Below are 25,497 nucleotides of genomic sequence, written 5' to 3' on the forward strand. Positions count from 1 at the left end.
TTTCTCCTTAAGGTTCCGTAGAATATTTATCGTGGAACATTTGTCTCAATTTTTTCAAGGCCTGAGAATGCAGCTGGGATACCCTGCCTTCTGTAATATCCATTACTTCGGAAGTCTCTTTCATATTGAGTTCCTCCCCGTAGTACAGAGATAATACCAGTTTTTCTCTCGGCGTCAAATTATCAATCAGATCAGCTACCTTGTCTACTGTTTCTTGAAAAACAGCAGACTGGAACGGCTCATCTTCAAGCTGGGAATCTTTGTTGTTCGGAATATTGTCGTTAAATGCGTCTAGATTTACGCAAAGCTGATTTTGAAGGGCTTCGAGTCCCTGCTGGACTTCCTTGGCGGAAAATCCGGTGGCCTCTTCAAGCTGAGCACTGGTGGGCTTTTCGCCAGTTTCGTGTTCAATTTCGCGTATGCAGGTCTCTATAGTCTTAACTTTTTGGCGCAGTCCGCGTGAAAACCAGTCCATGCGTCTCAATTCATCGAGCATGGCGCCTTTGATGCGGTTTTCAGCATAGGTTTCGAACTTGATTTTTAGTTCAGGGCGAAATTTACCAAGAGATTCTACAAGCCCTAAACTTCCGGCACTGATAAGCTCTCCCAACTCCACGTTCTGCGGGAGCTTGGATTTCATACGGAGTGCGATAATACGGATTTTCGGAGAGTAATGCCGTACTATCGCCTCTTGATCTGCGGGCGAAAAATCTTCCCAACCAGTATTTCCGGACTCTAAATTAAGCCACGGACTGTTCTTGGAAGAGGAGTTTTTTCCAGAAGAACTTGATATTACCATCTAGCTCGGATGTCGCTTTCCATTTGGTTATTCTTTTAGCGGTTTCAGCAATCTGGGTACAAGCCGGGCTTGAAGGTGCAATCTTACACAGGGGAGTCTGTTTGATTACAGCATTCCTCATGTTGGGATCGCGGGGGATTACTCCCACCAGATCCAGGGAAACTCCGCTAAGGAAATGGTCACAGGCCATATAGAGTTTCTTGAAAACTTCCTTGGCTCCTTTTATGTCAGGAGCCATGTTTACCAGAACCTTGAATTTGTCAACCCCATGATGCAATTTCATGACTTTAATAAGCGCATATGCGTCAGTTAGTGAGGTTGGTTCCGGTGTCAGTACCAGAAGGCGTTCCTGAACAGCAAGGTTGAAATAGAGAACGTTGTCGTTGATTCCTGCACCGGTATCAACGATGAGGTAGTCAATTTCTTCTTCAAGGTGGTCCATTGCTTCCAGAAGATCCAGCTTCTGGCCGGTAGAAAGGGATACCATATCACTTACGCCGGAAGAAGCTGGGAGGATGTCGAATCCGTATTCGGTCTTATGCAGAACTTCCCTGATACCGGTTCCTTCGTGAAAGAGGTGGAAAAGGTTGTATTTGGGAGCAATGCCCAACAGGACGTCGACGTTGGCGAGGCCGAGGTCAGCATCCAGTAACAAGACTTTCTTGCCCATGCGGCTTAAGTTGTAGGCCAAGTTCACGGAAATGTTCGTCTTGCCTACGCCCCCCTTGCCGGAGGTTACTGAAAATACCATGGGAAGATTGGAATTCATTTGTATCACCCTGTTCTTATTTATCTATACTGTTTACGTTGCCAGCGATTTTTATGCAACGAATATTGTGCCTGATTTATCTTATTTTTTTGGGGAAAAGACGGTTAAACCGCTTTAGCGAATTTCATTTTTTCCAGCACGGGAAGCTGATGTTTGAAGACCAGTCTCCAGAAGTCTTTTTCACAGGCCGGCTTCATGCTGTTTCTCAATCCTGATCCGTAAGACAACAGGGATACCGGAAGACCGCTTTCATAAGAAGTGTTGACCAGTGCTCCGTAGTTGCAGGCTTCATCAAGTTTGGTCCAGATGAGGCTTTTAACTTTGGAGGATTGGAATTTTTTAAGAAAGGCGGTGTACTGTGCCGGAGCGTAGTATGGGTTCAGAACCAGATGCACAGCCAGATCGTAGGGACCGTGCATGCCGCAAGCTGACAGCCAGCCTTCAAGTTCTGCATTCCCGGCTAGGCCGGGCAGATCGATGAAGACTCTATCAAATTTCCGGCTTTCACCGATAAGCATGGCGAAATCTTCGCGGTTGGCCAATTCCCTGAATTCGAGTCCGGAAAGGTCGGCATAGTGACGCAGGACAAGACGTCCCTTGCCCTGTCCCTGATCTGCCGAGGCAAGACAGATGCGTGCTGTAGGGTTCTCTTTCTTTTCCTTAAGTGCGAGGCGGATAATAGTGGAGGTTTTGCCTGCGCCGTGCGGTCCGGCGAGGGCTTGAAATTTTTGGGGCCAATTTTTTGAGTCCAATGCACGGACAGGAACTATTTTTTCCAGTTCCGGCAGTATTGCTTTGGATTTATCGCCGCGAAGCTGTTGGAAGAGATCAAGGATGACCTTGTTTTCAACACCTTCCCGCTCAAGATATTCCAGTGCGAGGCGCTGGCGGGGTGCAAGAAGGTTCAGGTTCATCTGCGGCTTCAGCAGGGCCATCATGTGTCCCTTGATCTGGTTCCATTCCTGATTCCAGTCCGGTATGTTGTTCATTGCGGCATCAATGACTTCGTCCCTTGTTTCCTGAGCCGGAACAGCTTCTTCCTGACCGTCAACGCCGACCATGATCTCATGGATCTTGCGGCCGTCCTCTTCAACTGATTTGTTGCTGAGGATGACGGCGTTGTCACCGAATTCCGCTTTGATTTCGGCGAAGACTGCTGCTGTGCTGCTTCCTCTGAATGTTTTTACCCGCATATTACCAACCTTTTTAGAACTCTACGATACCCGCAGACATGATTCTCACACTCGCAGGAATCTCGGCCTGCGATATTACAGGAATTGTAGGCAAGAAGCGTACCATCAGTTGTGCCAAGTGACTTCTCAGCTGAGGAGTACACAAGAGGACTGGTTGACCGTCAGTTTCCAGTACACCTTCAGCGGTCGCATTGACGCTTTGGATGAGCTGCTGGGCACTGCCGGGATCAAGGGCCAGAAAACCGCCGTTTTCAGATGAGCGCACCGCGTCATTGAGCTTGGCATCAACATTGGGGCCGAAGGTCATGATGGGCAGGCTTCCGTCACTTGCAAGGTAAGGCTTGATAATGGTCCTGCTCATGTGAGAGCGGACGTATTCTGTCAGCTGGTTCGGGTCCTGAATGGATGGACCGTAGTCAGCCATTGCTTCAACAATAGTCAGCAGGTCACGGATAGATACGTTTTCGCGAACAAGGTTCTGGAGCACCTTCTGAACCGCACCGAGGGAAAGGATGTTGGGAACGAGGTCTTCAACAGCCTTTGGAGCGCGTTTGGAGAGGTTGTCCAGCAGATCCTGTGTTTCCTGTCTGCCGAGGAATTCACCGAGGTTGCGGCGGAATACTTCGGTAAGGTGAGTAGCGATAACTGTCGAAGGATCGACAACTGTGTATCCGGCAAGCATTGCTTCTTCCTTCTGGGTATCAGGAATCCAGATAGCAGGAAGGTTGAATGCAGGCTCGACTGTTTCAATTCCCTTAATTCTGTGTTTGGCGTCACCCGGGTCCATGGCCAGCTGGTGGTCGATGAGGATTTCAGCAGAGGCCACAGCGTTGCCTTTGATGATTACGCGGTATTCACCGGGCTTGAGCTGCAGGTTGTCACGCAGGTGCAGTGACGGGATAATGACACCCATATCCAGAGCGTACTGGCGGCGGATGGAGCGGATGCGTGAGAGCAGGTTTCCACTCTGTTCTTCGTCGACAAGCGGGATGAGTCCGTAGCCAACTTCCAGTTCGAGAGAGTCGAGAGGCAGCAGTGCCTGAACTTCTTCCGGGCTGTCCAGAGAAGGCTGTTCTGACTTTGCTTTCTGTGCTTTTGCTTCGGTTTCCTGTTCTTCGGCCTCTACATCGCGTCCGAGCAAAGATACTCCATAAACGATCCCTGCAAGGCAGAGGAAAGGAATGGTGGGCATACCGGGGACGATTCCGAATACAACAAGGATGATGGATACCAGCTTGAGTGCACGGGAATGAAAAGTAAGCTGCCCGATGAATTCTTCACCCATCTTAGCTTCTGCGGCTGCACGGGAAACAATGATACCGGCGGATGTGGAGATGATCAGTGAAGGGATGGTTGATACCAGACCGTCACCGATGGTCAGCAGGGTGTAGGTCTGGGCTGCGTCGGTCCAGTGCATTCCTTTCTGCAGGACACCGATAAGGATTCCGCCGATGATGTTGATGGCGGTGATGAGCATACCTGCGTTAACGTCCCCCTGTACGAACTTACCGGCACCGTCCATGGCACCGTAAAAGTCTGACTCGCGGCGCAGATTAAGTCGCTGGGAACGTGCTTCATCTTCATCGATTAGGCCGGAGTTGAGGTCAGCTTCAATCGCCATCTGTTTACCGGGCATTGCGTCAAGAGTGAACCTTGCAGCAACTTCAGCAATACGGGTAGTACCCTGTACGATAACGGTTTTGTTCAGGATGAACAGGATCATGAAAATTACAATACCGATGACGTAGTTGCCACCGACAACAAATTCACCGAAACTCTGGATAACGCTACCCGCGGCAGATGTACCTTCATCTCCGTGGAGAAGGATGGCACGTGTTGTCGCTACGTTAAGAGCCAGCCTGAGCAGGGTGGTTACCAGCAGAAGTGAAGGGAAAATTGAAAATTCAAGGGGTGACTGCAGGAACATGGATGTAATCAGGATTACCAGTCCCAGTGAAATACTTACACTGAGCATGAAGTCGATAAATATTGTCGGCAGGGGGATGAGCATAACGAAGAGAATAACTACAACGCCGCCCGCGAGAAGAATATCGCCCTGCTTGGCAAATTTTTGATAATTTATCGATTTTGTTTCGGCCATGATTTTGACACCCCTTTCAGGTTGTTTTCTGGTGGTCTTTCGGCTCACCGGAAGAGGTGCTCAGGCCTTTATCTGCGGGTAAATTTGTTCAATTTGGCAAGTATCGCCGCAACAGCCTTATAGAGTTCTTCCGGAATGATGTCACCGATCTCAACCTGTTTATACAAGGCCTGTGCCAAAGGCTTGTTCTCACGGATCGGTACTTTGTTTTCGCGGGCAACTTCCTTGATTCGCTCCGCAACTTTGTTCATCCCTTTGGCAAGGACCAACGGTGCTGGGGCTACCATAGGATCATACTTCAAGGCAATGGCGTAGTGGGTAGGGTTGGTGATGACCACGTCCGCTTTAGGCACCTCCGCCATCATGCGTTGCTGGAGGATTGCCATCATTTTTTGCTTCTGTTGTTGCTTGATCGTCGGGTCACCTTCAGCCTGTTTACGTTCGTCCTTTACTTCGTCTTTGCTCATTTTCATCTCTTCTTGATAATTCCAGCGTTGATACCAGAGGTCCGCCAAAGCAAGGACGAGCATTGGCAGCATTGTATAGGTGACCATTTTATAGCCGATCTGCAGCATGTATATACCCAGTTCATGGGCGCTGGAATAAAAAAGAGGCAGGAAATTTCCAACTTCATTTTTGATGACTATGTAAGGGGCAATTCCAACTATGACAGCGAAAAGCATGCTCTTGACGAGTCGAATCACTGTTTTTACGTTGAACATAAGCCGTTTCAATCCTTGAACAAGATTGAACATCTTTGAGAATTTTGGTTTGAATACCTTAGTGGTCCATAATTTGCCTACCTGAAGGCGCAGGACAAGAAAGGCTATAAAGGCGATAAACAGGAATAGCGGCAGTAGTATGAGAGCCAGTTTTTGTGAGCACCATTGAAAAAGCTGGTAAACAGATTGTTTATCTAAATCAATGAATATTCCTTTGGTTAAGAACCAATGGAATATTTCATAGAATTGCTCATAGTACATGTCCATAATGACCCGCAGGCAGAGTACTCCTGCGATAAGGGTCATTATTTTGCCCATCTCTTCCCCTTTGGCGACGCTCCCGTCTTTTCGAGCCTTGTTTATTCGTTTGGGTGTCGCCTTCTCAGTTTTGCTAGGATCTTTAGCCATTCAGCTCCTCCTAGTTACCGATTGGCAGGGCCGGTGGGCTGCCGGCTTTGATTATGCTTAATAAATATTTGGGCATGTCTGCCACAAATTCTCCCACATGTAGGGAGAGGACTGTGAATACAAGACTTAAGACAAAGAAGCCTGCTAAAATTTTGAGAGGGAAGCCGAGCATAAGAACGTTCATCTGCGGAGCCATTTTACTGATCAAGGCAAGACCGAGGTCGACAACGAAGATGGTCGCGATGATGGGCGATGCTACTTTAACAGCCAGAACGAATAAGTCCTTGGAAATAGACATTATTTGGCTGGTCAAGGTGGAGGAGATGAAGATCTGCCCCGGTGGAATGTATTTAAAGCTCTCCACCATGGCCGACATCAGGTAAAGGTGCCCGTTGATGCTCAGGAAAACCAGAATCGCACACATATACAGGAAGTGGGCGGTGACAGCCTCATTGGTCCCTGTCAGCGGGTCGAGGACGTTAACCATGGAAAATCCCATCTGTACCCCGATGAGGTTACCGCCGGTTTGGATGGCGGCAAACATTACATGAACAGCTATTCCCATCACCAGGCCCAGTACCATTTCTCCCAGAATCATGAGGGCAATATTGTAAGGGCTTGCCGGCATGAGGCTACCATCGAAGGTTACGTGGGGCCAGATTCCAAGTGTCAAAACAATGGTCAGAGCGGCCTTAACTGTTTTGGGAATGGAGTTTCCTCCAAAGAAAGGCAGCAAAAACAGCACGATACTCACCCTGAATAGGGTAAGATAAAAGCTCATCAGATCACTGGGATTGAAATTAAAAAAAGTCATGCTGTCCTCGTTTTAGACGGGTCTGCAAAATCAGGACCCATTCTTTACGCTCTATTATCATTAAGAATCGTGGAGAGCAAAGCCCGGTTGGTCATATATGTAAATTTTTTTAACAAATCCAATAAAAAAGGTCCGTAAAGTTTTGGCTTTACGGACCTTGGAATCTAATTTTGCTGCGGCTTAGTTAAGTATGTAACGCATGGGGTTTACCGGAACTCCGCCGAGTCTTACCTCATAGTGAACGTGCGGGCCGGTGGAACGTCCGGTGTTACCTGCATAACCGATAAGTTCGCCACGGGTTACCTCCTGTCCTTTCTTCACTATGGGCTGTTTCATGTGCCCGTAGCGGGTGGAAAGGTTGGCCCCATGGTTGATTTTTACTAGCTTACCGTAGCCTCCCTGAACGCCGGAAAAGGAGATGGTTCCTTTGGCCGGAGCGTAGATGGGGGTTCCAGTGGGGCAGGAAATATCAATACCTTTGTGGTATTCACGCTTTCCGGTAAAAGGAGAGCTTCTCCATCCGAAAGGAGAAGTTACCCAGCCTTCAGCCGGCCAGATGGACGGGGTTGCATCCAAGGCATCCTGTTTGGAGCGCATGGAGTGGATGATTTCCTGCTGGCGGACTTCTTCCAGTTTCGCTTCTGTGCTGAGCTGGGCGAGGAAGTCGTGCATTTTGCGGACAAGCAGTTCCTGTCTGTACAGCGGCAGGTAGCTGTTGGAAAAATCTGCTCCGGTTGATCCCCCCTTGGGGGCTACGTTTTGAACATTGCCTTGGTCAAGGTTGATCATAACGCGTAATTTGGAGTCAAAGTTATGGACCCGGTCAAGGTCCTGCGAAATGTTCTGCATCTTCTGTGAAAGAGAGATGAGCTGAGCCTTTTGTTCCTGGACAGCCTTCTCGGCACGGGCCAGATTCTTTTCCAGACCGGAATAACTTTGGTAATACTTCCAGAGGTATACGTTTCCTCCGGCTAAGCCTGCGATAAGGGCAAAGATAAAAAAGAATATCCAGCCGCGGAGCTGAAATTTGCGGGCATTGTCGCAGGGGTTTTTAAATATAACTACGTGGTATTTTTTTGATAGCATGATTCGTTTTTGGCCTTGCTTATTATGACGTTAAATATGTCTCTGGTTAACAGGCGCAATAAATTTGAAAAATTTTTAAGATGTTTTTATGTTTAAGTCAAGCTGCCAGCGTCTTAAAGCATTGAAGGTGTTGTTTCTGGAGCCGGGCATTTTTCGCCATTCTTCTTCCAGCCAGTTGTTGATTTCACTGCGCTTGGTGTTGTCATTGGAGGGGCATTTGTTGTTCCAGATGGGGAGTTCCCACTGACGTGCTGCCGCTTTGATATATTTCTTTTCAAGCATTAGCGTCGGGCGGATAACTTGCAGTTTTCCTTGAAAAAAAGATTCATTGGCAGATAGTCCTTCAACCCGTCCGTTCTGGAGCATGTTCATGTGAAATGTAGTTACCAGATCGTCCGCAGTGTGTCCGAGAGCGAGGTGGGTCAGATTGTATTGGTCACACAGTTCGAATAGCCTTTTGCGCCTCAAACGGCTGCAATAAAAACATGCAGATTTTTTTTGGTTTTCAGGTCCGTGTGCTCTTGGTCCGTAGTCGGTAAGCTCGATGTGGGAGGCGACGCCGTTTTCACGGCACCAGTCTGAAAGAGGGTAGTGGCTGTCGAGAACAAATCCGGGGTTAACGTGCAGGACCATGAGTTCTATATTAAATGGTATGATGGCTTGCCGGATGAGCATGGTGCGGATGAGCACAAAGCTATCGACGCCTCCGGAGACGGCAATACCGATACGGTCTCCATCGTTGACCATTTCGGTCTTCTGCATGAGCATACCTACAGTGGATACGCATTTTTTCTGGGCAAAGCTCAGTTTTCCCCATTTGGCCATTTCTTGCTCCAAATCTATCTAATAAGTTGTGGAAAAATTCGTATTTATAATTTATTGATACCAGATTAGCGTCGTTGTCTATTCCAGACCGACGGGATGGGGATTCTGCCTTAAAATAGGTTGACATGCAAGTTTATATCTCTTATTTTAGCAAATTGCTCCGTTGTTGAATAATGTCGTGAGTCTAGTAATCCCAAGGTGCTGTTTGTGCTGAAAAGGTTTTTTATATTTTTGACTCTGGTCTCCATTGTTTGCGGAGCCTTTTATTTGAGTTCGCCGAAAAAACCGGTTGAACGAGCTGAGCCTGTTTGGCCTGTTCTTGATAAGGAGCAGGTAGACAGGCTTGACGTGTGCTTATTGGGCGAGAAATGTTTTTCCCTTGTCCGCAGGACTGACGGTTGGGGAGTGGTACAGCATGGCTGGAACGGTACGGTTGAGGCTGACCTGAAAAAAGTAAACTCTCTGCTTGATGTTTTAGCTCAGGATAAAGCACTGCGTTTTATGGGCCGCATCGCGGATCCTGTGCCGGCTGAATATGGTTTTGAAGCTCCCCGGGTGCGTATAGCTGCCGGTGGAGGACAGGAGCTGGCTATTTCTGTCGGTTCTGAAGACCCTTCCGGTGAAGGCTTTTATGCGCTGAATTCCAAGGAAGAAGACAGTCTTTTTCTGCTTGGGGAAAAATTTGTTAATCGGTGTGGGTTTCCTGCCGAATATTATTACAATCTGCATCTGGCTTCGGGAAAGCCGGACGAGGTTGTTTCTATTTCTTTGGGGCATGGCGGTTCTTTTTCATGGACTCTGGTCCGTAAGGACGGGTCATTCATGTTCTCTTTTCCCGCTTCCCTTGGGGGAAAGCAGGCTGGTGGCAGTGAAGTGGATCTTTTTCTCCACTCTTTGCTAGAGGTGCCTGCGAAAGGTCTTGTTTCCGGTATTCCGAACAAGGAAAGCAGGACTCTTTTAAATATTGAAATTTCATTATCCGGTAAAAAGGTTGAAACCCTTGAAATTTTGGAACCGGGTGATGGAGAGAAATTTTATTTTGCCCGATCATCATCCCAGAGCGGATATCTGGTTCTCAGTAAAGAACATTACGAGCAATTGGATAAACAAGCTTTTGCAATGCAGCAGCGGAATGTTGTCTCCATTGCTACCGGAATGCTTGGATCTGTTAGGGTTGTGCAGGGCAATCAGACTTTTACCGGAATCAAATCCGATAAGAGTTGGATTAATTTTGAGGATAAAAAGCCGCTTCTGGGCATTGACATGTCCTTATGGCGACTTAATGAATTAAAATTCGAGGCGGAACCAAAGGCTTCCCTTTCGGAAACTTCCGAAAAGGTAATGGATTTGGAATTAATGGATGATAATGGCGCACGCGTTGTTAAAGTGTCCTTTTATTCAGATCCTGAACTGCCCGATGGTCAATGCTGGCTCTCTTTAGGCGATGGCAGCGGATACTATCCAGTATCCGACAAACTGCTTGAAGACCTTCAGGGCCAGATTCCTCTCAGAAAATAACCGGAATACCCGGTAAAACCATTGTGTTGGAGATCGCATGGCAAGAATCACAGTTGAAGATTGTCTGGCTGAGGTTGGTAACAGATTCCTTATTGTCCAGATGGCCATTAAAAGAGTGAAGCAGTACCGCGAAGGTTACACTCCTCTTGTTGAATCCAAAAACAAAGAAATAGTAACCGCCCTCAGGGAGATTGCCGCTACCAAGGTTATCCCCGAGAGCTACCACACTGCTGATGGTAAAAAGCCCGGCAGCGAATAAGTCATGTCAAAACGTTGTTATTATGAAGTTTTAGAAGTTTCCAGAGAAGCCCAGGAAGGGGAAATCAAAAGGGCCTATCGCAAGAAGGCCATGGAATTTCACCCTGACCGTAACCCGGGTAATGCGGAAGCTGAAGAAAAATTCAAGGAAGCCGCTGAAGCTTATGACGTTCTGCGGGATCCTGAAAAAAGGAGCCGTTACGACCGCTTCGGCCATGCAGGCATGAACGGCGGATTTGGCGGATTCCAGTCTTCCGAGGATATTTTCGGTGCATTCGGCGATATCTTCGGCGATATTTTCGGTTTTGGCGGCGGTGGTCGCGGTGCAAACCGCATGCAGGCCGGTTCCGACCTGCGTTACAACCTGACTGTGTCTTTCCGTGACGCAGCCAATGGAACCGAAGTTGAGCTGAATATCCCGGTAACCGATACCTGTGACACCTGCGATGGCAGCGGTTCCGCTCCCGGAACTTCTCCCGAGACCTGCTCCCACTGCGGCGGCAGGGGGGCTGTAGAGCAGACTCAGGGCTTTTTCCGTATTTCCGTTCCCTGTCCCGCATGTAACGGACGGGGTAAGGTTATTACCGATCCTTGTCCTGACTGTCGCGGTGCCGGATATGTGCGCAAGCAGAAAGACCTGAATGTGCGTATTCCTGCCGGTGTGGACAATGGCTCACGCCTGCGTCTGCGCGGTGAAGGTGAAGCCGGAATGAACGGCGGCCCTCACGGTGACCTTTATGTGGTTATCACTGTGGAGCCGGACAAGGTTTTCAAGCGTCAGGGACAGGATCTGGTTCTGAGCACTGAGATTACTTTTGTTCAGGCTGCGCTGGGATACAAGCTCGAAGTTCCTACTCTGGATGAACCCATTCAAATGGACATTCCCAAGGGAACCCAGTCCGGTGAGGTCTTCCAGCTCCGTGGGCTCGGTCTTCCTTACCTCGGCAGCTCCCATAAGGGAGACCTGCTGGTTGAAGTTAAGGTCAAGACCCCGACCGGCTTGAACAGCAGGCAGGAAGAGCTTCTCAGGGAATTTGAAGCCCTTGATGAAGAGAAGCCCATGAAAAAAGTTAAGAAGCTTTTTAAAAAAGCGAAAGATAAAGTGATGGGTGAGTAGCATGAGTGAGTTTTCCCACATTGATGCCGAAGGCAATGCGACAATGGTGGATGTGGCCGCTAAGGCTGACACCAAGCGCACTGCCATTGCCAAGGGAAGGGTTATCCTCAATGAGGAGACCTTCAATCTTCTTAAGCATCAGGCCCTTCCCAAAGGGGACGCCCTTGCTTCTGCAAAGATTGCCGGCATCATGGGGGCAAAGGAAACTCATCGTCTTATTCCGCTCTGCCATCCTATTGCCCTCAGCTACGTTGATGTGCGGTTTGCAATTAACGATGACGAACTGACCATTGAAGTTGAAGGCGAGGCCCGCTGTACCGGTAAGACCGGGGTTGAAATGGAAGCGCTCGTGGCCGTTCAGGTTGCCTGTGCCACCATTTACGACATGTGCAAGGCCGTACAGAAGGATGTAATTATCTCTGATGTAAGACTCGTCTACAAAGAAGGCGGCAAGTCCGGAGTGTTCAAGGCAGAGTAAGCTTTTTCATATTAGATTCATTAAAGCGGCAGCACTGATTAATCAGTGCTGCCGCTTTTCTTTTTCAAAGCTACTTGCGTTTATTCATTAAAATGATTAGTTCGTAGACCAAAGACAATTTCCCTACTGATCTGGAGGCTTTTCAGTAGTTATGTAAATCTCAAAACAGAGGTTCAGTTCATGTCAGAACATGTAGTTGTCATCGGTGCTGTTGCACTTGGTCCCAAAGCTGCCTGCCGCTATAAAAGAATCAGGCAGGATGCCCGCGTTACCCTGATCGACAGGGACGAAATTTTTTCCTACGGCGGTTGCGGTATCCCTTACTTTGTCTCCGGAGACGTGTCCGAAGCCAACCAGCTTCGTACCACCGCTTTCCACATGGTTCGTGATGAGCCGTTTTTCAACGACATCAAAGGCGTGGAAGTGCTTTCTTCCACCGAAGCCACCAAAATCGACCGTGAAAACAAACAGGTTCACATCACAAACCTGAAAACAGGCGAAAAGAGTGTACTTGATTACGATCAACTCGTAATCGGTACCGGAGCCACTCCCCGCAAGCTTGGGCTTCCCGGTGAAGATCTTGAAAATGTTTTCTATGTCGGCAACATGCATGACGCTGAAAAGATCAAGGAAGGCATCACCAAAGGCCAGTACGGTAAAGCTGTCGTCGTCGGTGCCGGTTTCATCGGTCTTGAGATGGCTGAAGCTTTTTCCGATATGTGGGGTATTGAAACCACTGTTGTAGAAATTTTCGACCAGATTCTGCCCCGTATGTGCAGCCCGGTGCTGGCAAAGATGGGGCAGAGGCATATGGAAGAAGAGGGTGTTTCCTTCAAACTCGGCCAGACTGTTTCCCGAATTGAAGGTGACGGCAAGGTTGAGCGCGTAATTACCTCTGACGGTGAAGTGGAAGCTGATATTGTAATTATATCCGCAGGCGTTATTCCCAATGATAAGCTTGCCCGTGAATGCGGTCTTGAGTGCAGCGAGCGCGGCGGTATTATGGTTGATGAGACCATGCGTACTTCAGATCCCCTGATTTTTTCCGGCGGTGACTGCGCAATTATCAAAAACGCTGTTGACGGCTCACCTCTGTTCCTGCCCATGGGATCCATGGCTAACAGGCAGGGCCGGATAATCGGCGGGAACCTCGCCGGTCGCAAGGAAATTTTTCCTGCGGCAGCCGGTTCTTGGTGCGTTAAGATTTTTGAGCGGGCGATGTCTGGTACCGGGATGAGCCTTGGCGCGGCCAAACAGGCAGGATTTGATGCTATAAGCGTCATGCTGATCATGGCTGACCGTGCTCACTTCTATCCTGAAAAGGACATGATGACCCTTGAGATGGTTGTTGATCAGACAACCCGCCGTGTTCTCGGTATTCAGGGTATTTCTGCCGGTGGCGACGCTCTCGTCGGTCGTATCAACGCAGTGGCTGCGATTATGAAATACCAGCCCAAGATCGAAGATGTCAGCAACCTTGAAGTTGCTTATTCCCCGCCGTTTGCTTCCGCCATGGACGTTCTCAATGCTATCGCCAACATGGCCGATAACGCGATTAATGGTATGAACCATGGTCACGGTCCAGATATTTTCGCCCAGTATTGGGATGCACGTGAAGGCGGTGAGTACTGCTTCCTTGATGTTCGTGAAAAAGCCGATGCCGAACCTTTTCTCGAAAAGTATCCTGAGCACTGGCACAATATTCCGCAGGGTGAGATTCCCAGAAGGTACGAAGAGCTGCCCAAGGATAAGAAATTGGTGCTGGTCTGCAATACCGGTGGCCGTTCCTATGAAGCTCAGATCATGCTTGATGCCCTCGGTTTTGAAGAGGTCCATAACACTCAGGGTGGAATGGCGGTCATCAAGGCCTACGGCGTTGATATCTAGCCTTAATATGGTTCTATCTGAAACGCCGTCTCTTTTATGGGACGGCGTTTTTTGTTTTAAAATAGTATGTTGGCAGATTATTAGGGTATAGTTGATCTGTTAGCAAATATGGATGTATTTTTTTGAATTTCAAGTTGCTATGGTTTTTTATTTATTTTATTGTATAGAGTAGAAATTAAACAAATTGCAGGCCTTGAACTATACCTAACTTTGATACTGTTTAAGTGAGGGGATATGAGGTTTCTAATTATTGACGATGATGAAACCGTCCACATGTACCTGAGTAAATTGCTCTCACCATATGCCCGGTGTGAGGCAGTGTTCAATGGAGTTGATGCCATTGATCTTTACAAGAAGGCTTATGAAGACAAGGACCCGTTTGATACGGTGTTTATGGATATTCTTATGCCTGAAATGGACGGTCATGAAGCGACCAAGAAGTTGCGTGATCTGGAGAAGGAACTGAAGGTTGACGGGCCGGATGAGTTCAAGCTGGTCATGATTACTTCCTTGAAGGACACTAAAAATGTCAGTCAGGCCTTTTTTAAGGGATATGCCAGTTGTTATATAGTAAAACCTTTTAGTAAGGTGCAGGTCATGAATGAGCTGCGTGAGAATAACATTCTTTAAAAAAAATTTCGACTAGACAAGCTGTTTTGAAAAGCGGAGCCTGTGGAGGGCCCCGCTTTTTTATTACAGAAGCTCGTCAATAACGGCAATGAAGAAGCTTGCCGCAACAGGCAGGATTTCATCGTTGAAATCATATTTGCTGTTGTGCAGGGCGGCGGACTCTAAACCGTTGCCGATCCAGACATAACATCCCTTGGTGTGCTGCATGAAGAAGGCGTAGTCTTCTGCAGCCATGGATGACTCCATGTCTGTAACGACGTTTTCCGCGCCGACAACCTTTTCTGCTGCTTTTAAGGCTAGTTCAGGGACTGAGTTAACCAGTACAGGGTGTTTGCGGACATAATCCAGTTCCGCTTTGACTCCGTACATGGTTGCAGCACCTTTGGCTACCTGACCTATAGATTCTTCAATGAGATCCTGAACCTCTTCGTTGCAGGTGCGTACGTTACCCTGAACCATTACACGGTCGGGGATACCGTTGCGCATGCTTCCTCCATGAACCTGAGTAATGGAAATTACCCCGCGTTCGTGAGAAGGAACCTTGCGGACGATTATGGACTGCAACCCTTTGATGATATCCGCAACAGCGGCAAAAGGTTCGTTGCTGACGTGAGGCATGGAAGCGTGTCCGCTTTTCCCGGTCACGTAGATTTCAAAGCGGTCTTCGGAAGCCATGCAGGCACCGTTGTGAACGGCAATTTTTCCGGTTTCAAGTCCGGGCCAGTTATGGAATCCGAACATGTAGTCCACTTTGTATTTATCAAAGAACCCGTCTTCGATAACCTTGAGCGCTCCTTCGTATCCTTCTTCTCCTGACTGGAAAAGTAGGAGTACTGTGCCGTTAAAATTACGGTTCTTGGAGAGGTAGGCTGCAAGGGCGATCAGAGAGGTGCAGTGTCCGTCATGACCACAGGCGTGCATCCTTCCTTCAACTTGGGATTTGTGGTCGAAGTCATTTTCTTCGTCCATCTCAAGGGCATCGAAATCAACACGGAAGGCCACGGTTGTGTCGCCTTCTCCTCCCTTTACTTCAGCTACAACAGAGTTCACACCGCAATCTGAGTAGGGAATACCGTATTCATCAAGTTTGGACTTGATAAGCTTTGCAGTTTCCACCGTTTCCAGTCCAATTTCCGGGTTGCGGTGGATATTGCGGCGGAGTTCCTTCATTTCGTCAAGAAGGGCAAGAACTTCGGAATTCAAAGCCATTTAAATGTCTCCCATGAACTTGAGAACGCTCTGGGCAATGGCAGCGGAGCCGATGTAAGTTGAGATCATGACAAAGATACTTACGATGACAATGCGCCAGCCGCTTTTCTTAAATGTTTCAAGGTCCTTACCGATGGAAACACCCGCATATGCAAGGATTGGAGTGGTTAAAGCCAGAAAGTGAACTTTGGCTACATATGCGTTAACGGTTTCGGACATGGGAAATCCCGGGAGGCTGACAATTACGCCGTAAGTGATGACGAAGAGAACAGAAGGGATTTTTTTGAATACAAACATGTTGGTGGCAACACCGGCTACACAGAGCAGGAGCAGGATGCCCATTCCGGGCAGGGCTTCCACTATGTTGTTGTTGAAGCCAACATAGTTACCGATAAGAACCATGATGCTTACCAGTACGAGAACGGCTGCGGATTCTATAACGTTCTGCTGTTTAGTCATTATACGGCCTCCGGAGCAGTTTTATATTTGAGTTTGTAAATATAGTTGTAGAGCTTGTTGGACATGGGCAGGGCCAGAATAAGGGACATGTATACACCGTCGATTCCTGAGAGGGTGTTACTTGCCACACCGAAAGCCTGAATCTGCTCAGCCATTGCCGGATATGCGGCACTGAGGCTGCCAACTGATGCAGTCATCATACTTGCGCTACCTACGCCGGAGGCCATTGCCAGTGCATAGGGATGGAAGATTTCAAAGGCTGCAAGGAAAGAAGCCATCAGACCGAAGAAGATGGTTCCGAAAACAGTACCGCAGATGTATACGCCCATTACGCCGCGTCCTTCTGCTGAGTCGAGACCGTATATGTCACCGATAAGGGCTACGTTGGGTTCACGTGCGATAGAATGCGCTGCGCCGACGGCTTCACGCTTCAGTCCGAGGTACATGGCAATGGGTACACCGAGAATCAAAGTGGCAATGTTACCGAATTCCTGCAGAATCAGGGCAGGGCCGGCTTTGAGGATTTCAAAGAATTTCGGACCTACGAGTGTGCCGTAACGGGCCATGAGCAGGAGCAGGGTAAGACCTACAAGTGTGCTGGCCTGAACCATATCCTTCTCCTTAACGACCTTGCAGAACTTGGGTCCGAGGAAGATACCGATAAACATTGCATACAACATGGGCAGCAGGACCAGTTTACCAGGTCCGACCTTAAAGGTAATAATTCCTATGAGTTCGGAAACTACAACCAGAGCGAGAACCACAAGGTGCAGTTTAACATTTTTCACAGCTTCATTCATAAAACACTCCACTGATGCTGGCTGCACTGGGCAGCCGGAAAGTTGGTTAACAAAATGCCTTTGCAGGCAAGGCCTTGAATTTTTTTCGGACACGACATAAATGTGTCCGAAAATGCGCCGAAAAAATCAGATTCCTCTAAATCAGCAGGCGGACCATCTTTTTGGGACGGCCTACCTGGTTTGCCACTTCCCTGCCGTTGATTTCAGCAAAACCACTGTCCAAGAACTTTTTTAAGACTCTTCGAGCACTGCGCTCGCCAATTCCAAGGCAGGCAGCAAAGTCCGAAGTGTCAAAGGTGTCTTTGCGGGTTTTGTCCATGAGGGATCTGATCTTATCCAGATAGCTGGGGCTGATGCCTATTTTTTTAGACATCTCAAGCAACCTGTCGTCAACGACATGTGTACTGTACTCCAGCTCATCTTCCTCCCCGATAGGGCCGCGAATCTGGGTGCCCTCGACAATAAAAAGCCCTCCTTTGTCGAGTTTGGCGGCATTATCCAGAGCCTTGCGGGCTGATTTTTCAGCTTCAAAGGCCGTTGCCCCGATACCGATGCCGGAAGAAAAAATTATATTACGTTCCCGACCCCATTTGAGCAGTCTTTCGAAGTGTTGGCGGTGCGGGGTGCTGTCTATGAGGCCGCGGGTAGCGAAGATTACGTATTCTTCAGTTCCGAAGTTGAAGAGACTGCCCTGAATGGCGCGGACATATTCCAGGAGTTCCAGATAAAATCTGCCTCCGTTCTTCATGTCGTCGTATTGGTTGATGGAACTGCGGGTGATGGATTTGAGTTTTACCAGCTGAATGGCGATACCGGCAGAGCGCAGGCTCAGATTTTTGATGCGCCCGGTCAGTCTGCTTAATGAATCCCTTATCTGCAGGGTGCTGGCGTAGAGCCTGAAAACCGGAAGATTTCTTCCTCTGAGTTCGCTGTACACATATCCGAACCCTGTGGCGATCGCTTCAACTTTTCCTGATTCGTATAGCTCAATGTGACGGTTTAAATATTCCTGCTCACTAAGGTGCAAGGCAAAAGGCATGGAATGGATGTCTTCCAGTTCCACTCCGAATTCGCGTACAACTTCAACAAGAATGTCGTCACTGACTACGTCAATACTGAGTCTGCCGGATTTGATTCCTTTCCGGTTCATTTCCGACAGTACACGCAACAGGCTGTATCCACCGCGCTGGATGTGTTCATAAGGATTTGTAATTGTTCCCCGGGCCTTGGCTCCTTCCTGAACCGCAATTCCGGTAAAAAGGGTTCCGCTGGTTTCGCGCTGACATTGTTCAAGCACTTCCCATGAATCTTCGGCCCGTTCTCTCACATAGGTGAGCAGGGTGATTTCCGGGCAGCATCTGGCGGCTACGTCTTTGACAAGATTAATGGAGTCTGAAGGGCCGATACAGCCTATTTTCATTGCTGTCATTTGAAGTGCTTAGTTTAATTAATTTGGTTGCGGATTGCGTAGTGTTTTGTCTAAAGTCTAATTTAGGCTGTGTCACAAATATGCCCTAAATAAAGTTCACTCTGCCTCCTGATGAGAGGAGTGTCAAGCGGCTTGGAAAAGTATATGCTTAGCTCAAGCACGTTATTATGTGGCTTTGATGGTGTTTTGCGCTAAGTCTGGATATTTGGATTGCTGGTTGCTGATTAAAAAGTTGCTTTAGTTTCGCATATCGTAAAAAATAAATTTGAGGCCATGTTCCCGCTATAAATAAATAAGTGTGAGTGCTTCTATGAGCTTTGCCGTTGATTAAAGTGTTTTGATAGACAGAGGGACTCTTAAGGAGTTGTTGACCCTTCTCAGGTGACAGGATAATTAATTAGGCAAATATTTATGCCAAGGAGTTGCATTATGTTGAAAAATAGAATCTTAGCTTTCAGCCTTGCTCTTTTTATGTGTGTTGCTGTTTCCGGCTGCGCGGCTGTTGTGCTTGGCGGGGCTGCAGCAGGCGGCACATATGTTTACATAACAGGTCAGGCTAAACAGAAATATAATGCCGATCTGGGTAGCACTTATAAGGCGGCACTTAAAGCCTGTCAGGATTTGAATCTGACTGTGAAAGATAGCAAGAAAAGACTTAGCGATGCATCTATTAAGGCTTTAGACGTTGATAAGGATGTGTTTATCGACCTTAGTTATGTCTCGACAAAAGTGACGGAAGTTACGGTCAGGTATGGCATTTTAGGCGATGAAGATGCCTCCCGGAGAATTTTGACAGCAATCAATAAAAACTTCTAATCTTTTCAAGGCATACGTAATCATAGGCATCCTGCTACAAGTAGGGTGCCTTTTTTTATCTTCATCCCCCCTTTATGGTCCTGTTTAAAAGGGGGGATCTACTGTCTATGTCTGTTCTGAAATGGGAGGGAATACGGTTGAGACCATTTATTTCTTGTCCCGAGCTGAGTCCATCTGGCGGAAATCCGCATTCATAATGAAAGTACGGTTGTCCTGAGTGTTCCAGTTGTCGCTTGAATTCATAATCAGGTCGTTCTTGTTCTTCAAGTTCATAATCGGACAGGCCGTTACTTTGGGCTTTGTTTCCGGAGTCTTCTTCTGTTTCATGATTTTCTCCGTTGGTTAAAAGGTGTTTCACCTATCTAGAAGATAACCTCTACAGGGGAACAAAACAACGCTTCAAAGTAAAAAAAATGGATATAATTTCAATCTTCTTGAATTGTATGGATATTTTTATTTTCCAGTGTAACTTATTGAAATAATACATGTAATTGTGGTGATGTTGTATAGCAATATGAAATATAACGACTAATCAGATTCTGCTTTTGCCAGTTCAAATAAAGTCAGCAAAGTCCGTTGAACCGGGGAGAAATTATCATCTGAAATAATATAAATCCATTGGGTTCCAGTATTGTCAGTGATAATGTCCATGCCTTCATAATTGTCGCGGGGAATGGGGAGATTAATTTCGCAGAACAGTTCAGGGAAAAGTGTGGCTCCAGCTCTGATTTTATCTTTCTCTACGGTGCAGAAGCGGATTCCAAGAGTTCCCGGTCCTTGGTATTTACGTTCAAGAATAAGGATCCTTCCGTCAGCAAGGTTGCCGGCGGAGGTCGGGCGATAGGCTGAATTCCGTTTGTACCTGAAGAGAGTCCATTTGCCGTTTTTCAATATAGCGGCTTCAGAAAACTGGTCTGTGGAATCATCGCCTTCCGTCAGGACAAATATGCTTTTGTCCGGGAGCAGAAGCATGGTTTCAATTCCACCGTTTTCAGGGACTTTTTTTAGTTGAGCAGGAAGAGGAATGGCTGTCGCTTTACCGGATAGGTCGAGAGTTTTTTCTGAATCATAACGGTTAATACGGTGAACCCTTTCAAAAGCGACAAGGTAGCCGTATTCAGGGGCTCGACATAGGGCTTCGCTGTCAGCATAGTATTTTATTGCGAAAGTTTTGCCTTCGGTATTGAGCAGTTGGCCCATTTCAGCCTTGCGTTCTACTCCTTCTAAAAAACCAGACTGAGTATAATTGAGGGACCCCTTCAGCCAGAATCCCATGTCGCTGATGGCCAGAAAATTTTTGCGGTCATCACTGAGCAGCAGGTCCGAAAATCCTCCAAAGGCCGGATGCGGACTATTTAAAAGCAGAGTTCCGCGATACTTGAGTCTTGGGTTTGCAAATTTAGGGATTTCTTCTGCTTGCGGGCCTTCCTGTTCACTTACCAATGAAATCGGGATCGGGTTAAGTTCCGGCTGGGCGGGATTGTTCAGTTCTGTGGATGCGCCGAAAAGCATGGTGAAGGGCATGCAGCAGAGAATGAGAATAAAGATAATGATTTTTTTCATTTTTTCCTCTCGAAGAAGGAACTTTACGATTATAAGGTATGCAGATAACGTAAAAAATGTTTAAATACGGTACGTTTCTTGTATGGTGTAGTAACTGGGCAGGGAGGGCTTTGATGTCCTGAAATTGTTAAGTAATCTCAGCAGTCCCTGTTTTAGATGCATATTAACCGGAGAACATGAAAAGTGAAACAAATATTCACTGTAACTTTTCTTATTTTAAGTATATTTTTTTCTTCCGTCGCTCTGGCTGAAAGTGAGAAGCGTAACGTCCTGTATCTGAACTCCTACCAGAACGGATACAGGTGGTCGGATGATATTCTAGATGGTTTGCGTGATACATTTGCAGCCAGCGGGCTGAATATTGACCTGCACATCGAATATATGGATACAAAGCGTTTCAAGGATCGGGATTTCATGGAAATTCTGCATTCATATTACGTATTTAAATATCAAAAGTACAAGTTCTCAGCCATTGTTGTGTCTGATAATAATGCCTTGAATTTCATGCTTCGTTACCGGGATTCTTTTTTTCCCGGTGTTCCGGTTATTTTTAGCGGGATTAACGATTTCCGTCCTGAGCTTATTGAAGGTCTCGATAATTACTGCGGCGTGCTTGAGAATCCTGATATTAAGGACAATCTGGAGCTTGCCTTAAAGATTAATCCTAATGTTCGAAAAGTTGTCGTTGTAGGGGACCAGTCCGTTACTTCCCGTGCCATCAAGGCACAGATTATGAAGGCTGAACCTCTATTCAAGGGAGTGATAAAATTTGAATATTGGAATGATATGCCGCTGGTTGATTTGCTGGCTCATTCCCGGACAATGACTAAGAATGAAATCCTGCTTTTCACTCCTTTCTACAAAGGTGCTCACGGTGAGCTTCTTTCTTCCGAAGAAGTGCTCAATATTATTTATCAAAATTCTCCGGTGATGATTTTCAGTGTCTGGGAGTTTCTGCTTGGACACGGTATTGTCGGTGGTAAATTGCTTTCCGGTAATGATCAGGGTCGTAAAGCTGCTGAGATGGCCTTGCATGTGCTTAAGACGGGTAAGATGCCGAAGCAAAGGGTGATCAAGGCTACTAACGAATATTATATGTTCGATTATAACGTGCTGGAACGATTTAAAATTAACAGCGATATTCTTCCGGAAGACAGTGTTATAATCAATGAGCCGGACTATTTTTACAAACTGGATAAACAGGTATTCTGGATAATTATCGTTTCTATTCTCGGATTGAGCCTTATTCTGGTGATGTTGATCATTTCAATTCTGCAGCGGCGTAAGGTTGAAAAGCGCATCAAGGCTCAGCTTTCCTTTCAGGAAATCCTTATGGATACCATTCCGTTGCTGATCTGCTGGAAAGATAAAAAGCAGCGTTATCTGGGAGCCAACCATTCTTTCACCGATTTTTTCGGGCTAGGTTCGCCGTGGGCGCTGGTCGGATTAAATGATTCGGAGATAGATCTTCATCGTAGGTTTGCGGAACAGGCTGCGGTCTGGGATAAGAAGGTTTTGACGTCCGGCAAACCGCGTATGGGCATCAACTGGTCTCTTATCCGTGATGGTGAAGACCCGGTTTGGTTGGAGATTAACAAGGTTCCCCTTTACAATGAAAAAGGGGAGGTTGTGGGGACTCTTTCAACTGCTGAGGATGTGACCCGCAAGGTCAACCTTGAAAAGCAGCTTCTGCAATCGCAGAAGATGGAGGCTATCGGAACTCTGGCCGGTGGTATTGCACATGATTTTAATAACATCCTTACTTCAATCATGAACTCTGTCGAATTGGCCCTGAGTGATATTGAGGAAGGTACCATTACTTGGAAAGACCTTGACCGGGCTATCAAGGCTGCCCAGCGTGGTAGTAGGGTGGTTAAGCAGATTCTGACTTTCAGCAGGCCGTCACAGGAAGGATTCAAGCCTACTGATATTGGTGAGGTTGTTAAGGAAACTGTCGATTTTATTAAGGCTTCACTGCCGCGTAATATTCGGGTATCAGCCATGGTCCCGGAAGGTGCTCCGCTGGTTATGGCCGATCCCACCCAGATTCATCAGGTGATAATGAATCTGTGTACCAACTCTTTTCATTCACTTAAAGGGCGGGGCGGAAGCATTGACGTTACCCTGACTACTGTTGAGGTTGAGGATGAACAGGCGCAGTTCATGCGCGTTGCCCCCGGCGTGTATCTTCGTTTGGAAATTTCTGATAACGGACCGGGAATTCCCGTTGAAATACTGGATAAAATTTTTGATCCCTTCTTTACCACCAAGGGAAAGGCTGAGGGAACAGGGCTGGGGCTGGCAGTTGTGCACGGTTTGATTAAAGGACATGGCGGAGGTATTTCCGTTAGCAGTACTCCTGATGTTAAGACTTCATTTGAGATTTATCTCCCGGTACAGGGGCAGCTGCGGGATATTGCCCGCAAGAGTTTCAGAGCCTTGTCCATGGGGCAGGAGAATATACTCTTTGTGGAAGATGATGAAGATCAGCTGGAAACTACACCACGGATTCTGGAAAGTCTCGGATATATGGTTACAGCCCTTGCTTCGCCTGAAAAAGCGTTTAATTTGATTGTGGACGAGCCTGGACGGTTCGATTTGATGATAACAGACTACGATATGCCGCAGACCAATGGTCTTGAATTAGCCCGTATGGTTCAGGATGTGGCTCCGGATTTGCCGATTCTGGTGGTTTCCGGCAGACGCAATGTGCTTAGTTATGTAGCTGACGTTGAATATGATGTTAAAAGTGTTAGGAAGGTTTTGATGAAGCCTTACAATAAAACAATTATTGCAGACGCAATTCGAGAAGTTCTTTCTTCTACGGAGAACATAGATGGGTAGAATTCTGATTATCGATGATGATGTTCAGGTGTGTGAAACAATTGAGAGTCTTATTGCCCGTGCAGGGCATGAGTCAGTCAGTTCTTACAATTTGCGAGACGGTCTTTCCAAGGTTCAATCTGATGATTTTGATCTTGTATTCCTAGATATTTCCCTGCCTGACGGGAATGGTCTCGATTACTTGCAGCAGGTTAAGGATTCTTCGGGTAATCCTGAAGTAATCATCCTGACCGGTAAGGGGGACGCCGATGGTGCCGAGTTGGCTATTCAAGGCGGAGCTTGGGATTTTCTGGTTAAGCCTTCTTCAGTAAAGCAGATAACTCTCTCTATGCGCAGGGCCCTTGAGTTTCATGAGGAAAAGCAGAACAAGGCTCAGTGTGTGGCCCTCAATCTTGATAATATCGTAGGTAAGAGTGTCGAAATTAAAAATTGTTATGATCTTGTCGCTCATGCCTCCGGTTCTGATGCCAATGTGTTGGTCAATGGCGAGACAGGAACCGGTAAGGAACTGTTCGCTCAGACTATTCATGAAAATTCCAAGCGCTCCGGTAATAATTTTGTAGTGGTTGACTGTGCCTCGCTGACTGAAACTTTGGTTGAGAGCACTCTTTTCGGGCACAAACGCGGTTCTTTTACCGGTGCTCAGGCCGACCGTAAGGGGCTTATACCTCTGGCGGACAAGGGAACCCTGTTTCTTGATGAAGTAGGTGAGATGCCCCTTGCAGTTCAGAAGTCCTTTCTCAGGGTATTGCAGGAGCGGACTTACCGTCCGGTTGGCGAGAACAGGGAATTCAAGAGTGATTTCAGACTGATTGCCGCAACGAACCGCGACCTTGAGGCTATGGTTGCCCGCGGAGAATTCAGACAGGATCTGCTTTACCGTATTCAGACTATCCATATTCATTTGCCGCCCCTGCGCGAAAGGGAGGGGGATATCCGCGAGTTGACCTCTTTTCATCTTTCACGTCTCAGCGCACACTATGGAGTGCCGCCCAAGGTAGCCAGTTCTGACTTTTATGATGTGCTCGACAATTATGATTGGCCCGGCAACGTGCGCCAGTTGTTTAACGTTGTCGAACAGGCTTTTGTTGCATCCGGTTCAGGAAACACCATCTACGCCATGCACCTTTCTGATGCCTTGCGCATCAAATTGGCTCAATCAAATCTTGAGAAGAGCGGTAAAGGTTCTTTGGGAGAAGGGGGCGCAGCTGTAAAAGCTGCTGCTGAGTCAGCTATTCAATCTGTGTCTGAAAAAAAAGACTCTCCTAGACTGAACCAAGATTCAGTGCTTGGCGGAACTGTATCTGATATACTCACCGAAGAGCTGCCGCCTCTTAAAATTTTTAAGGGTATGGCCGAGAAAAAATATCTTGAAGAATTGCTCCTGAGACATGAAGGGGATACAACGACAATCCTTAAAATATCGGGTCTTTCGCGGTCACATTTTTATGCTCTTTTGAAGAAGCACGGTATCAATGATTAACGTTAGTAAGTACCTGTTGTGAATCGTGAAATATAAAATAATCATTGAATAAGTGTTCAGTCTGGTTTTTAAGACTAAGCCTTGTCTTTTTTTGAGGACAAGGCTTTTTTTATGTGCTGTGGACGAGAATCGTTGGGATGCGGGCTTTTGTTCCAATGTTTCAGTCCGGTGACAGGTAAATGCTTTTTATAAGGCGATTTTTGAGTGTCTTAAAAATCGGACATAGATGAGCGTTCACTTATGAATGTAAGGAGTAAGGCAAGTTAACTGCCCGAATATCCGAGCTTTT

General features: G+C 47.2%; 23 protein-coding genes. 9 read left to right on the top strand and 14 right to left on the bottom strand.

Going from position 1 to position 25,497, the window contains the following annotated elements; all coding sequences use genetic code 11:
• Positions 1 to 7: 7 nt before the first annotated feature.
• From ACKU40_RS02755 to ACKU40_RS02790, 8 genes are all read right to left on the bottom strand, one after another.
• Positions 8 to 799, bottom strand: a complete 792-nt coding sequence (locus tag ACKU40_RS02755; RefSeq protein ID WP_320175003.1) for a FliA/WhiG family RNA polymerase sigma factor — start codon at positions 797 to 799, stop codon at positions 8 to 10.
• Positions 741 to 1,568, bottom strand: coding sequence for a MinD/ParA family protein (locus ACKU40_RS02760; protein WP_320175004.1), 828 nt, complete (start codon positions 1,566 to 1,568; stop codon positions 741 to 743). The genes ACKU40_RS02755 and ACKU40_RS02760 overlap by 59 nt, the downstream gene beginning before the upstream one ends.
• Before the next feature lie 104 nt (positions 1,569 to 1,672).
• A complete protein-coding gene (locus tag ACKU40_RS02765; RefSeq protein ID WP_320175005.1) occupies positions 1,673 to 2,761 on the bottom strand; it encodes a flagellar biosynthesis protein FlhF in 1,089 nt (362 codons plus the stop codon).
• A gap of 13 nt (positions 2,762 to 2,774) precedes the next feature.
• Positions 2,775 to 4,862, bottom strand: coding sequence for a flagellar biosynthesis protein FlhA (gene flhA, locus ACKU40_RS02770; protein WP_320175006.1), 2,088 nt, complete (start codon positions 4,860 to 4,862; stop codon positions 2,775 to 2,777).
• Positions 4,863 to 4,930: 68 nt separating this feature from the next.
• Positions 4,931 to 5,992: a flagellar biosynthesis protein FlhB gene (flhB, locus tag ACKU40_RS02775; protein ID WP_320175007.1), complete on the bottom strand. Its 1,062-nt coding sequence runs from the start codon at positions 5,990 to 5,992 to the stop codon at positions 4,931 to 4,933.
• Between the two features lie 10 nt (positions 5,993 to 6,002).
• Positions 6,003 to 6,806 carry a flagellar biosynthetic protein FliR gene (fliR, locus tag ACKU40_RS02780; protein ID WP_320175008.1) on the bottom strand — a complete coding sequence of 268 codons (804 nt, stop codon included), beginning with the start codon at positions 6,804 to 6,806 and terminating at the stop codon, positions 6,003 to 6,005.
• Positions 6,807 to 6,986: 180 nt separating this feature from the next.
• The gene (locus ACKU40_RS02785; RefSeq protein ID WP_320175009.1) at positions 6,987 to 7,892 is read right to left on the bottom strand and encodes a peptidoglycan DD-metalloendopeptidase family protein; all 906 of its coding nucleotides are present in this window, start codon (positions 7,890 to 7,892) and stop codon (positions 6,987 to 6,989) included.
• A gap of 75 nt (positions 7,893 to 7,967) precedes the next feature.
• The gene (locus ACKU40_RS02790; protein WP_320175010.1) at positions 7,968 to 8,717 is read right to left on the bottom strand and encodes a tRNA 2-thiocytidine biosynthesis TtcA family protein; all 750 of its coding nucleotides are present in this window, start codon (positions 8,715 to 8,717) and stop codon (positions 7,968 to 7,970) included.
• 267 nt (positions 8,718 to 8,984) lie between these two features.
• On the opposite strand from ACKU40_RS02790, the gene ACKU40_RS02795 reads away from it, so the two are divergent.
• The 6 genes from ACKU40_RS02795 to ACKU40_RS02820 all read left to right on the top strand — a co-directional run bounded on the left by ACKU40_RS02795 (position 8,985) and on the right by ACKU40_RS02820 (position 14,605).
• On the top strand, positions 8,985 to 10,235 hold the full coding sequence (locus tag ACKU40_RS02795) for a DUF4340 domain-containing protein (RefSeq protein WP_320175011.1): 1,251 nt from the start codon (positions 8,985 to 8,987) through the stop codon (positions 10,233 to 10,235).
• Positions 10,236 to 10,272: 37 nt separating this feature from the next.
• Positions 10,273 to 10,494, top strand: a complete 222-nt coding sequence (gene rpoZ / locus ACKU40_RS02800) for a DNA-directed RNA polymerase subunit omega (RefSeq protein WP_320175012.1) — start codon at positions 10,273 to 10,275, stop codon at positions 10,492 to 10,494.
• Between the two features lie 3 nt (positions 10,495 to 10,497).
• Positions 10,498 to 11,610, top strand: a complete 1,113-nt coding sequence (dnaJ, locus tag ACKU40_RS02805; protein WP_320175013.1) for a molecular chaperone DnaJ — start codon at positions 10,498 to 10,500, stop codon at positions 11,608 to 11,610.
• Between the two features lies 1 nt (position 11,611).
• Complete coding sequence (gene moaC / locus ACKU40_RS02810) at positions 11,612 to 12,088, top strand: cyclic pyranopterin monophosphate synthase MoaC (RefSeq protein ID WP_320175014.1); 477 nt, start codon at positions 11,612 to 11,614, stop codon at positions 12,086 to 12,088.
• Between the two features lie 180 nt (positions 12,089 to 12,268).
• Positions 12,269 to 13,975 (top strand): FAD-dependent oxidoreductase, encoded by a 1,707-nt coding sequence (locus ACKU40_RS02815; protein ID WP_320175015.1) that lies wholly within the window; start codon positions 12,269 to 12,271, stop codon positions 13,973 to 13,975.
• A 234-nt stretch (positions 13,976 to 14,209) separates the two neighbouring features.
• Positions 14,210 to 14,605, top strand: coding sequence for a response regulator (locus ACKU40_RS02820; RefSeq protein WP_320175016.1), 396 nt, complete (start codon positions 14,210 to 14,212; stop codon positions 14,603 to 14,605).
• Positions 14,606 to 14,668: 63 nt separating this feature from the next.
• On the opposite strand, the gene ACKU40_RS02825 is transcribed toward ACKU40_RS02820, so the two are convergent.
• The 4 genes from ACKU40_RS02825 to ACKU40_RS02840 all read right to left on the bottom strand — a co-directional run bounded on the left by ACKU40_RS02825 (position 14,669) and on the right by ACKU40_RS02840 (position 18,502).
• Positions 14,669 to 15,814, bottom strand: coding sequence for an amidohydrolase (locus ACKU40_RS02825; RefSeq protein ID WP_320175017.1), 1,146 nt, complete (start codon positions 15,812 to 15,814; stop codon positions 14,669 to 14,671).
• On the bottom strand, positions 15,815 to 16,273 hold the full coding sequence (locus tag ACKU40_RS02830; RefSeq protein ID WP_320175018.1) for a hypothetical protein: 459 nt from the start codon (positions 16,271 to 16,273) through the stop codon (positions 15,815 to 15,817).
• A complete protein-coding gene (locus ACKU40_RS02835; protein ID WP_320175019.1) occupies positions 16,273 to 17,073 on the bottom strand; it encodes a DUF3100 domain-containing protein in 801 nt (266 codons plus the stop codon). Before ACKU40_RS02835 ends, ACKU40_RS02830 begins: the two co-directional genes overlap by 1 nt.
• A gap of 136 nt (positions 17,074 to 17,209) precedes the next feature.
• Complete coding sequence (locus ACKU40_RS02840) at positions 17,210 to 18,502, bottom strand: hypothetical protein (protein WP_320175020.1); 1,293 nt, start codon at positions 18,500 to 18,502, stop codon at positions 17,210 to 17,212.
• Positions 18,503 to 18,931: 429 nt separating this feature from the next.
• On the opposite strand from ACKU40_RS02840, the gene ACKU40_RS02845 reads away from it, so the two are divergent.
• Positions 18,932 to 19,318 carry a DUF3568 domain-containing protein gene (locus tag ACKU40_RS02845; protein ID WP_320175021.1) on the top strand — a complete coding sequence of 129 codons (387 nt, stop codon included), beginning with the start codon at positions 18,932 to 18,934 and terminating at the stop codon, positions 19,316 to 19,318.
• A gap of 147 nt (positions 19,319 to 19,465) precedes the next feature.
• Here the strand turns inward: ACKU40_RS02845 and ACKU40_RS02850 are convergent, their stop codons facing one another.
• Both ACKU40_RS02850 and ACKU40_RS02855 read right to left on the bottom strand, forming a co-directional pair.
• Positions 19,466 to 19,645 (bottom strand): hypothetical protein, encoded by a 180-nt coding sequence (locus tag ACKU40_RS02850; protein ID WP_320175022.1) that lies wholly within the window; start codon positions 19,643 to 19,645, stop codon positions 19,466 to 19,468.
• 201 nt (positions 19,646 to 19,846) lie between these two features.
• Entirely contained in the window at positions 19,847 to 20,881 is a 1,035-nt protein-coding gene (locus ACKU40_RS02855; protein WP_320175023.1) for an esterase-like activity of phytase family protein, read from the bottom strand.
• Between the two features lie 183 nt (positions 20,882 to 21,064).
• Here ACKU40_RS02855 and ACKU40_RS02860 point away from each other — a divergent pair, with 183 nt between their 5' ends.
• Both ACKU40_RS02860 and ACKU40_RS02865 read left to right on the top strand, forming a co-directional pair.
• Positions 21,065 to 23,725 carry an ATP-binding protein gene (locus tag ACKU40_RS02860; protein WP_320175024.1) on the top strand — a complete coding sequence of 887 codons (2,661 nt, stop codon included), beginning with the start codon at positions 21,065 to 21,067 and terminating at the stop codon, positions 23,723 to 23,725.
• The gene (locus tag ACKU40_RS02865; RefSeq protein WP_320175025.1) at positions 23,718 to 25,208 is read left to right on the top strand and encodes a sigma-54 dependent transcriptional regulator; all 1,491 of its coding nucleotides are present in this window, start codon (positions 23,718 to 23,720) and stop codon (positions 25,206 to 25,208) included. The genes ACKU40_RS02860 and ACKU40_RS02865 overlap by 8 nt, the downstream gene beginning before the upstream one ends.
• Positions 25,209 to 25,497: the final 289 nt, after the last annotated feature.

Source organism: Maridesulfovibrio sp., assembly GCF_963666665.1.
Lineage (GTDB): Bacteria > Desulfobacterota > Desulfovibrionia > Desulfovibrionales > Desulfovibrionaceae > Maridesulfovibrio.

Bases quoted from the DNA above. Each gene is read 5' to 3' on its own strand.
- ACKU40_RS02820 (WP_320175016.1), top strand. From the start codon at position 14,210: ATGAGGTTTCTAATTATTGACGATGATGAAACCGTCCACATGTACCTG.
- ACKU40_RS02785 (WP_320175009.1), bottom strand. From the start codon at position 7,892: ATGCTATCAAAAAAATACCACGTAGTTATATTTAAAAACCCCTGCGAC.
- ACKU40_RS02830 (WP_320175018.1), bottom strand. From the start codon at position 16,273: ATGACTAAACAGCAGAACGTTATAGAATCCGCAGCCGTTCTCGTACTG.
- ACKU40_RS02865 (WP_320175025.1), top strand. From the start codon at position 23,718: ATGGGTAGAATTCTGATTATCGATGATGATGTTCAGGTGTGTGAAACA.
- moaC (WP_320175014.1), top strand. From the start codon at position 11,612: ATGAGTGAGTTTTCCCACATTGATGCCGAAGGCAATGCGACAATGGTG.
- flhA (WP_320175006.1), bottom strand. From the start codon at position 4,862: ATGGCCGAAACAAAATCGATAAATTATCAAAAATTTGCCAAGCAGGGC.
- ACKU40_RS02855 (WP_320175023.1), bottom strand. From the start codon at position 20,881: ATGAAAAAAATCATTATCTTTATTCTCATTCTCTGCTGCATGCCCTTC.
- ACKU40_RS02765 (WP_320175005.1), bottom strand. From the start codon at position 2,761: ATGCGGGTAAAAACATTCAGAGGAAGCAGCACAGCAGCAGTCTTCGCC.
- ACKU40_RS02760 (WP_320175004.1), bottom strand. From the start codon at position 1,568: ATGAATTCCAATCTTCCCATGGTATTTTCAGTAACCTCCGGCAAGGGG.
- dnaJ (WP_320175013.1), top strand. From the start codon at position 10,498: ATGTCAAAACGTTGTTATTATGAAGTTTTAGAAGTTTCCAGAGAAGCC.
- rpoZ (WP_320175012.1), top strand. From the start codon at position 10,273: ATGGCAAGAATCACAGTTGAAGATTGTCTGGCTGAGGTTGGTAACAGA.
- ACKU40_RS02850 (WP_320175022.1), bottom strand. From the start codon at position 19,645: ATGAAACAGAAGAAGACTCCGGAAACAAAGCCCAAAGTAACGGCCTGT.
- ACKU40_RS02825 (WP_320175017.1), bottom strand. From the start codon at position 15,814: ATGGCTTTGAATTCCGAAGTTCTTGCCCTTCTTGACGAAATGAAGGAA.
- flhB (WP_320175007.1), bottom strand. From the start codon at position 5,992: ATGGCTAAAGATCCTAGCAAAACTGAGAAGGCGACACCCAAACGAATA.
- ACKU40_RS02835 (WP_320175019.1), bottom strand. From the start codon at position 17,073: ATGAATGAAGCTGTGAAAAATGTTAAACTGCACCTTGTGGTTCTCGCT.
- ACKU40_RS02815 (WP_320175015.1), top strand. From the start codon at position 12,269: ATGTCAGAACATGTAGTTGTCATCGGTGCTGTTGCACTTGGTCCCAAA.
- ACKU40_RS02845 (WP_320175021.1), top strand. From the start codon at position 18,932: ATGTTGAAAAATAGAATCTTAGCTTTCAGCCTTGCTCTTTTTATGTGT.
- ACKU40_RS02755 (WP_320175003.1), bottom strand. From the start codon at position 799: ATGGTAATATCAAGTTCTTCTGGAAAAAACTCCTCTTCCAAGAACAGT.
- ACKU40_RS02790 (WP_320175010.1), bottom strand. From the start codon at position 8,717: ATGGCCAAATGGGGAAAACTGAGCTTTGCCCAGAAAAAATGCGTATCC.
- ACKU40_RS02840 (WP_320175020.1), bottom strand. From the start codon at position 18,502: ATGACAGCAATGAAAATAGGCTGTATCGGCCCTTCAGACTCCATTAAT.
- fliR (WP_320175008.1), bottom strand. From the start codon at position 6,806: ATGACTTTTTTTAATTTCAATCCCAGTGATCTGATGAGCTTTTATCTT.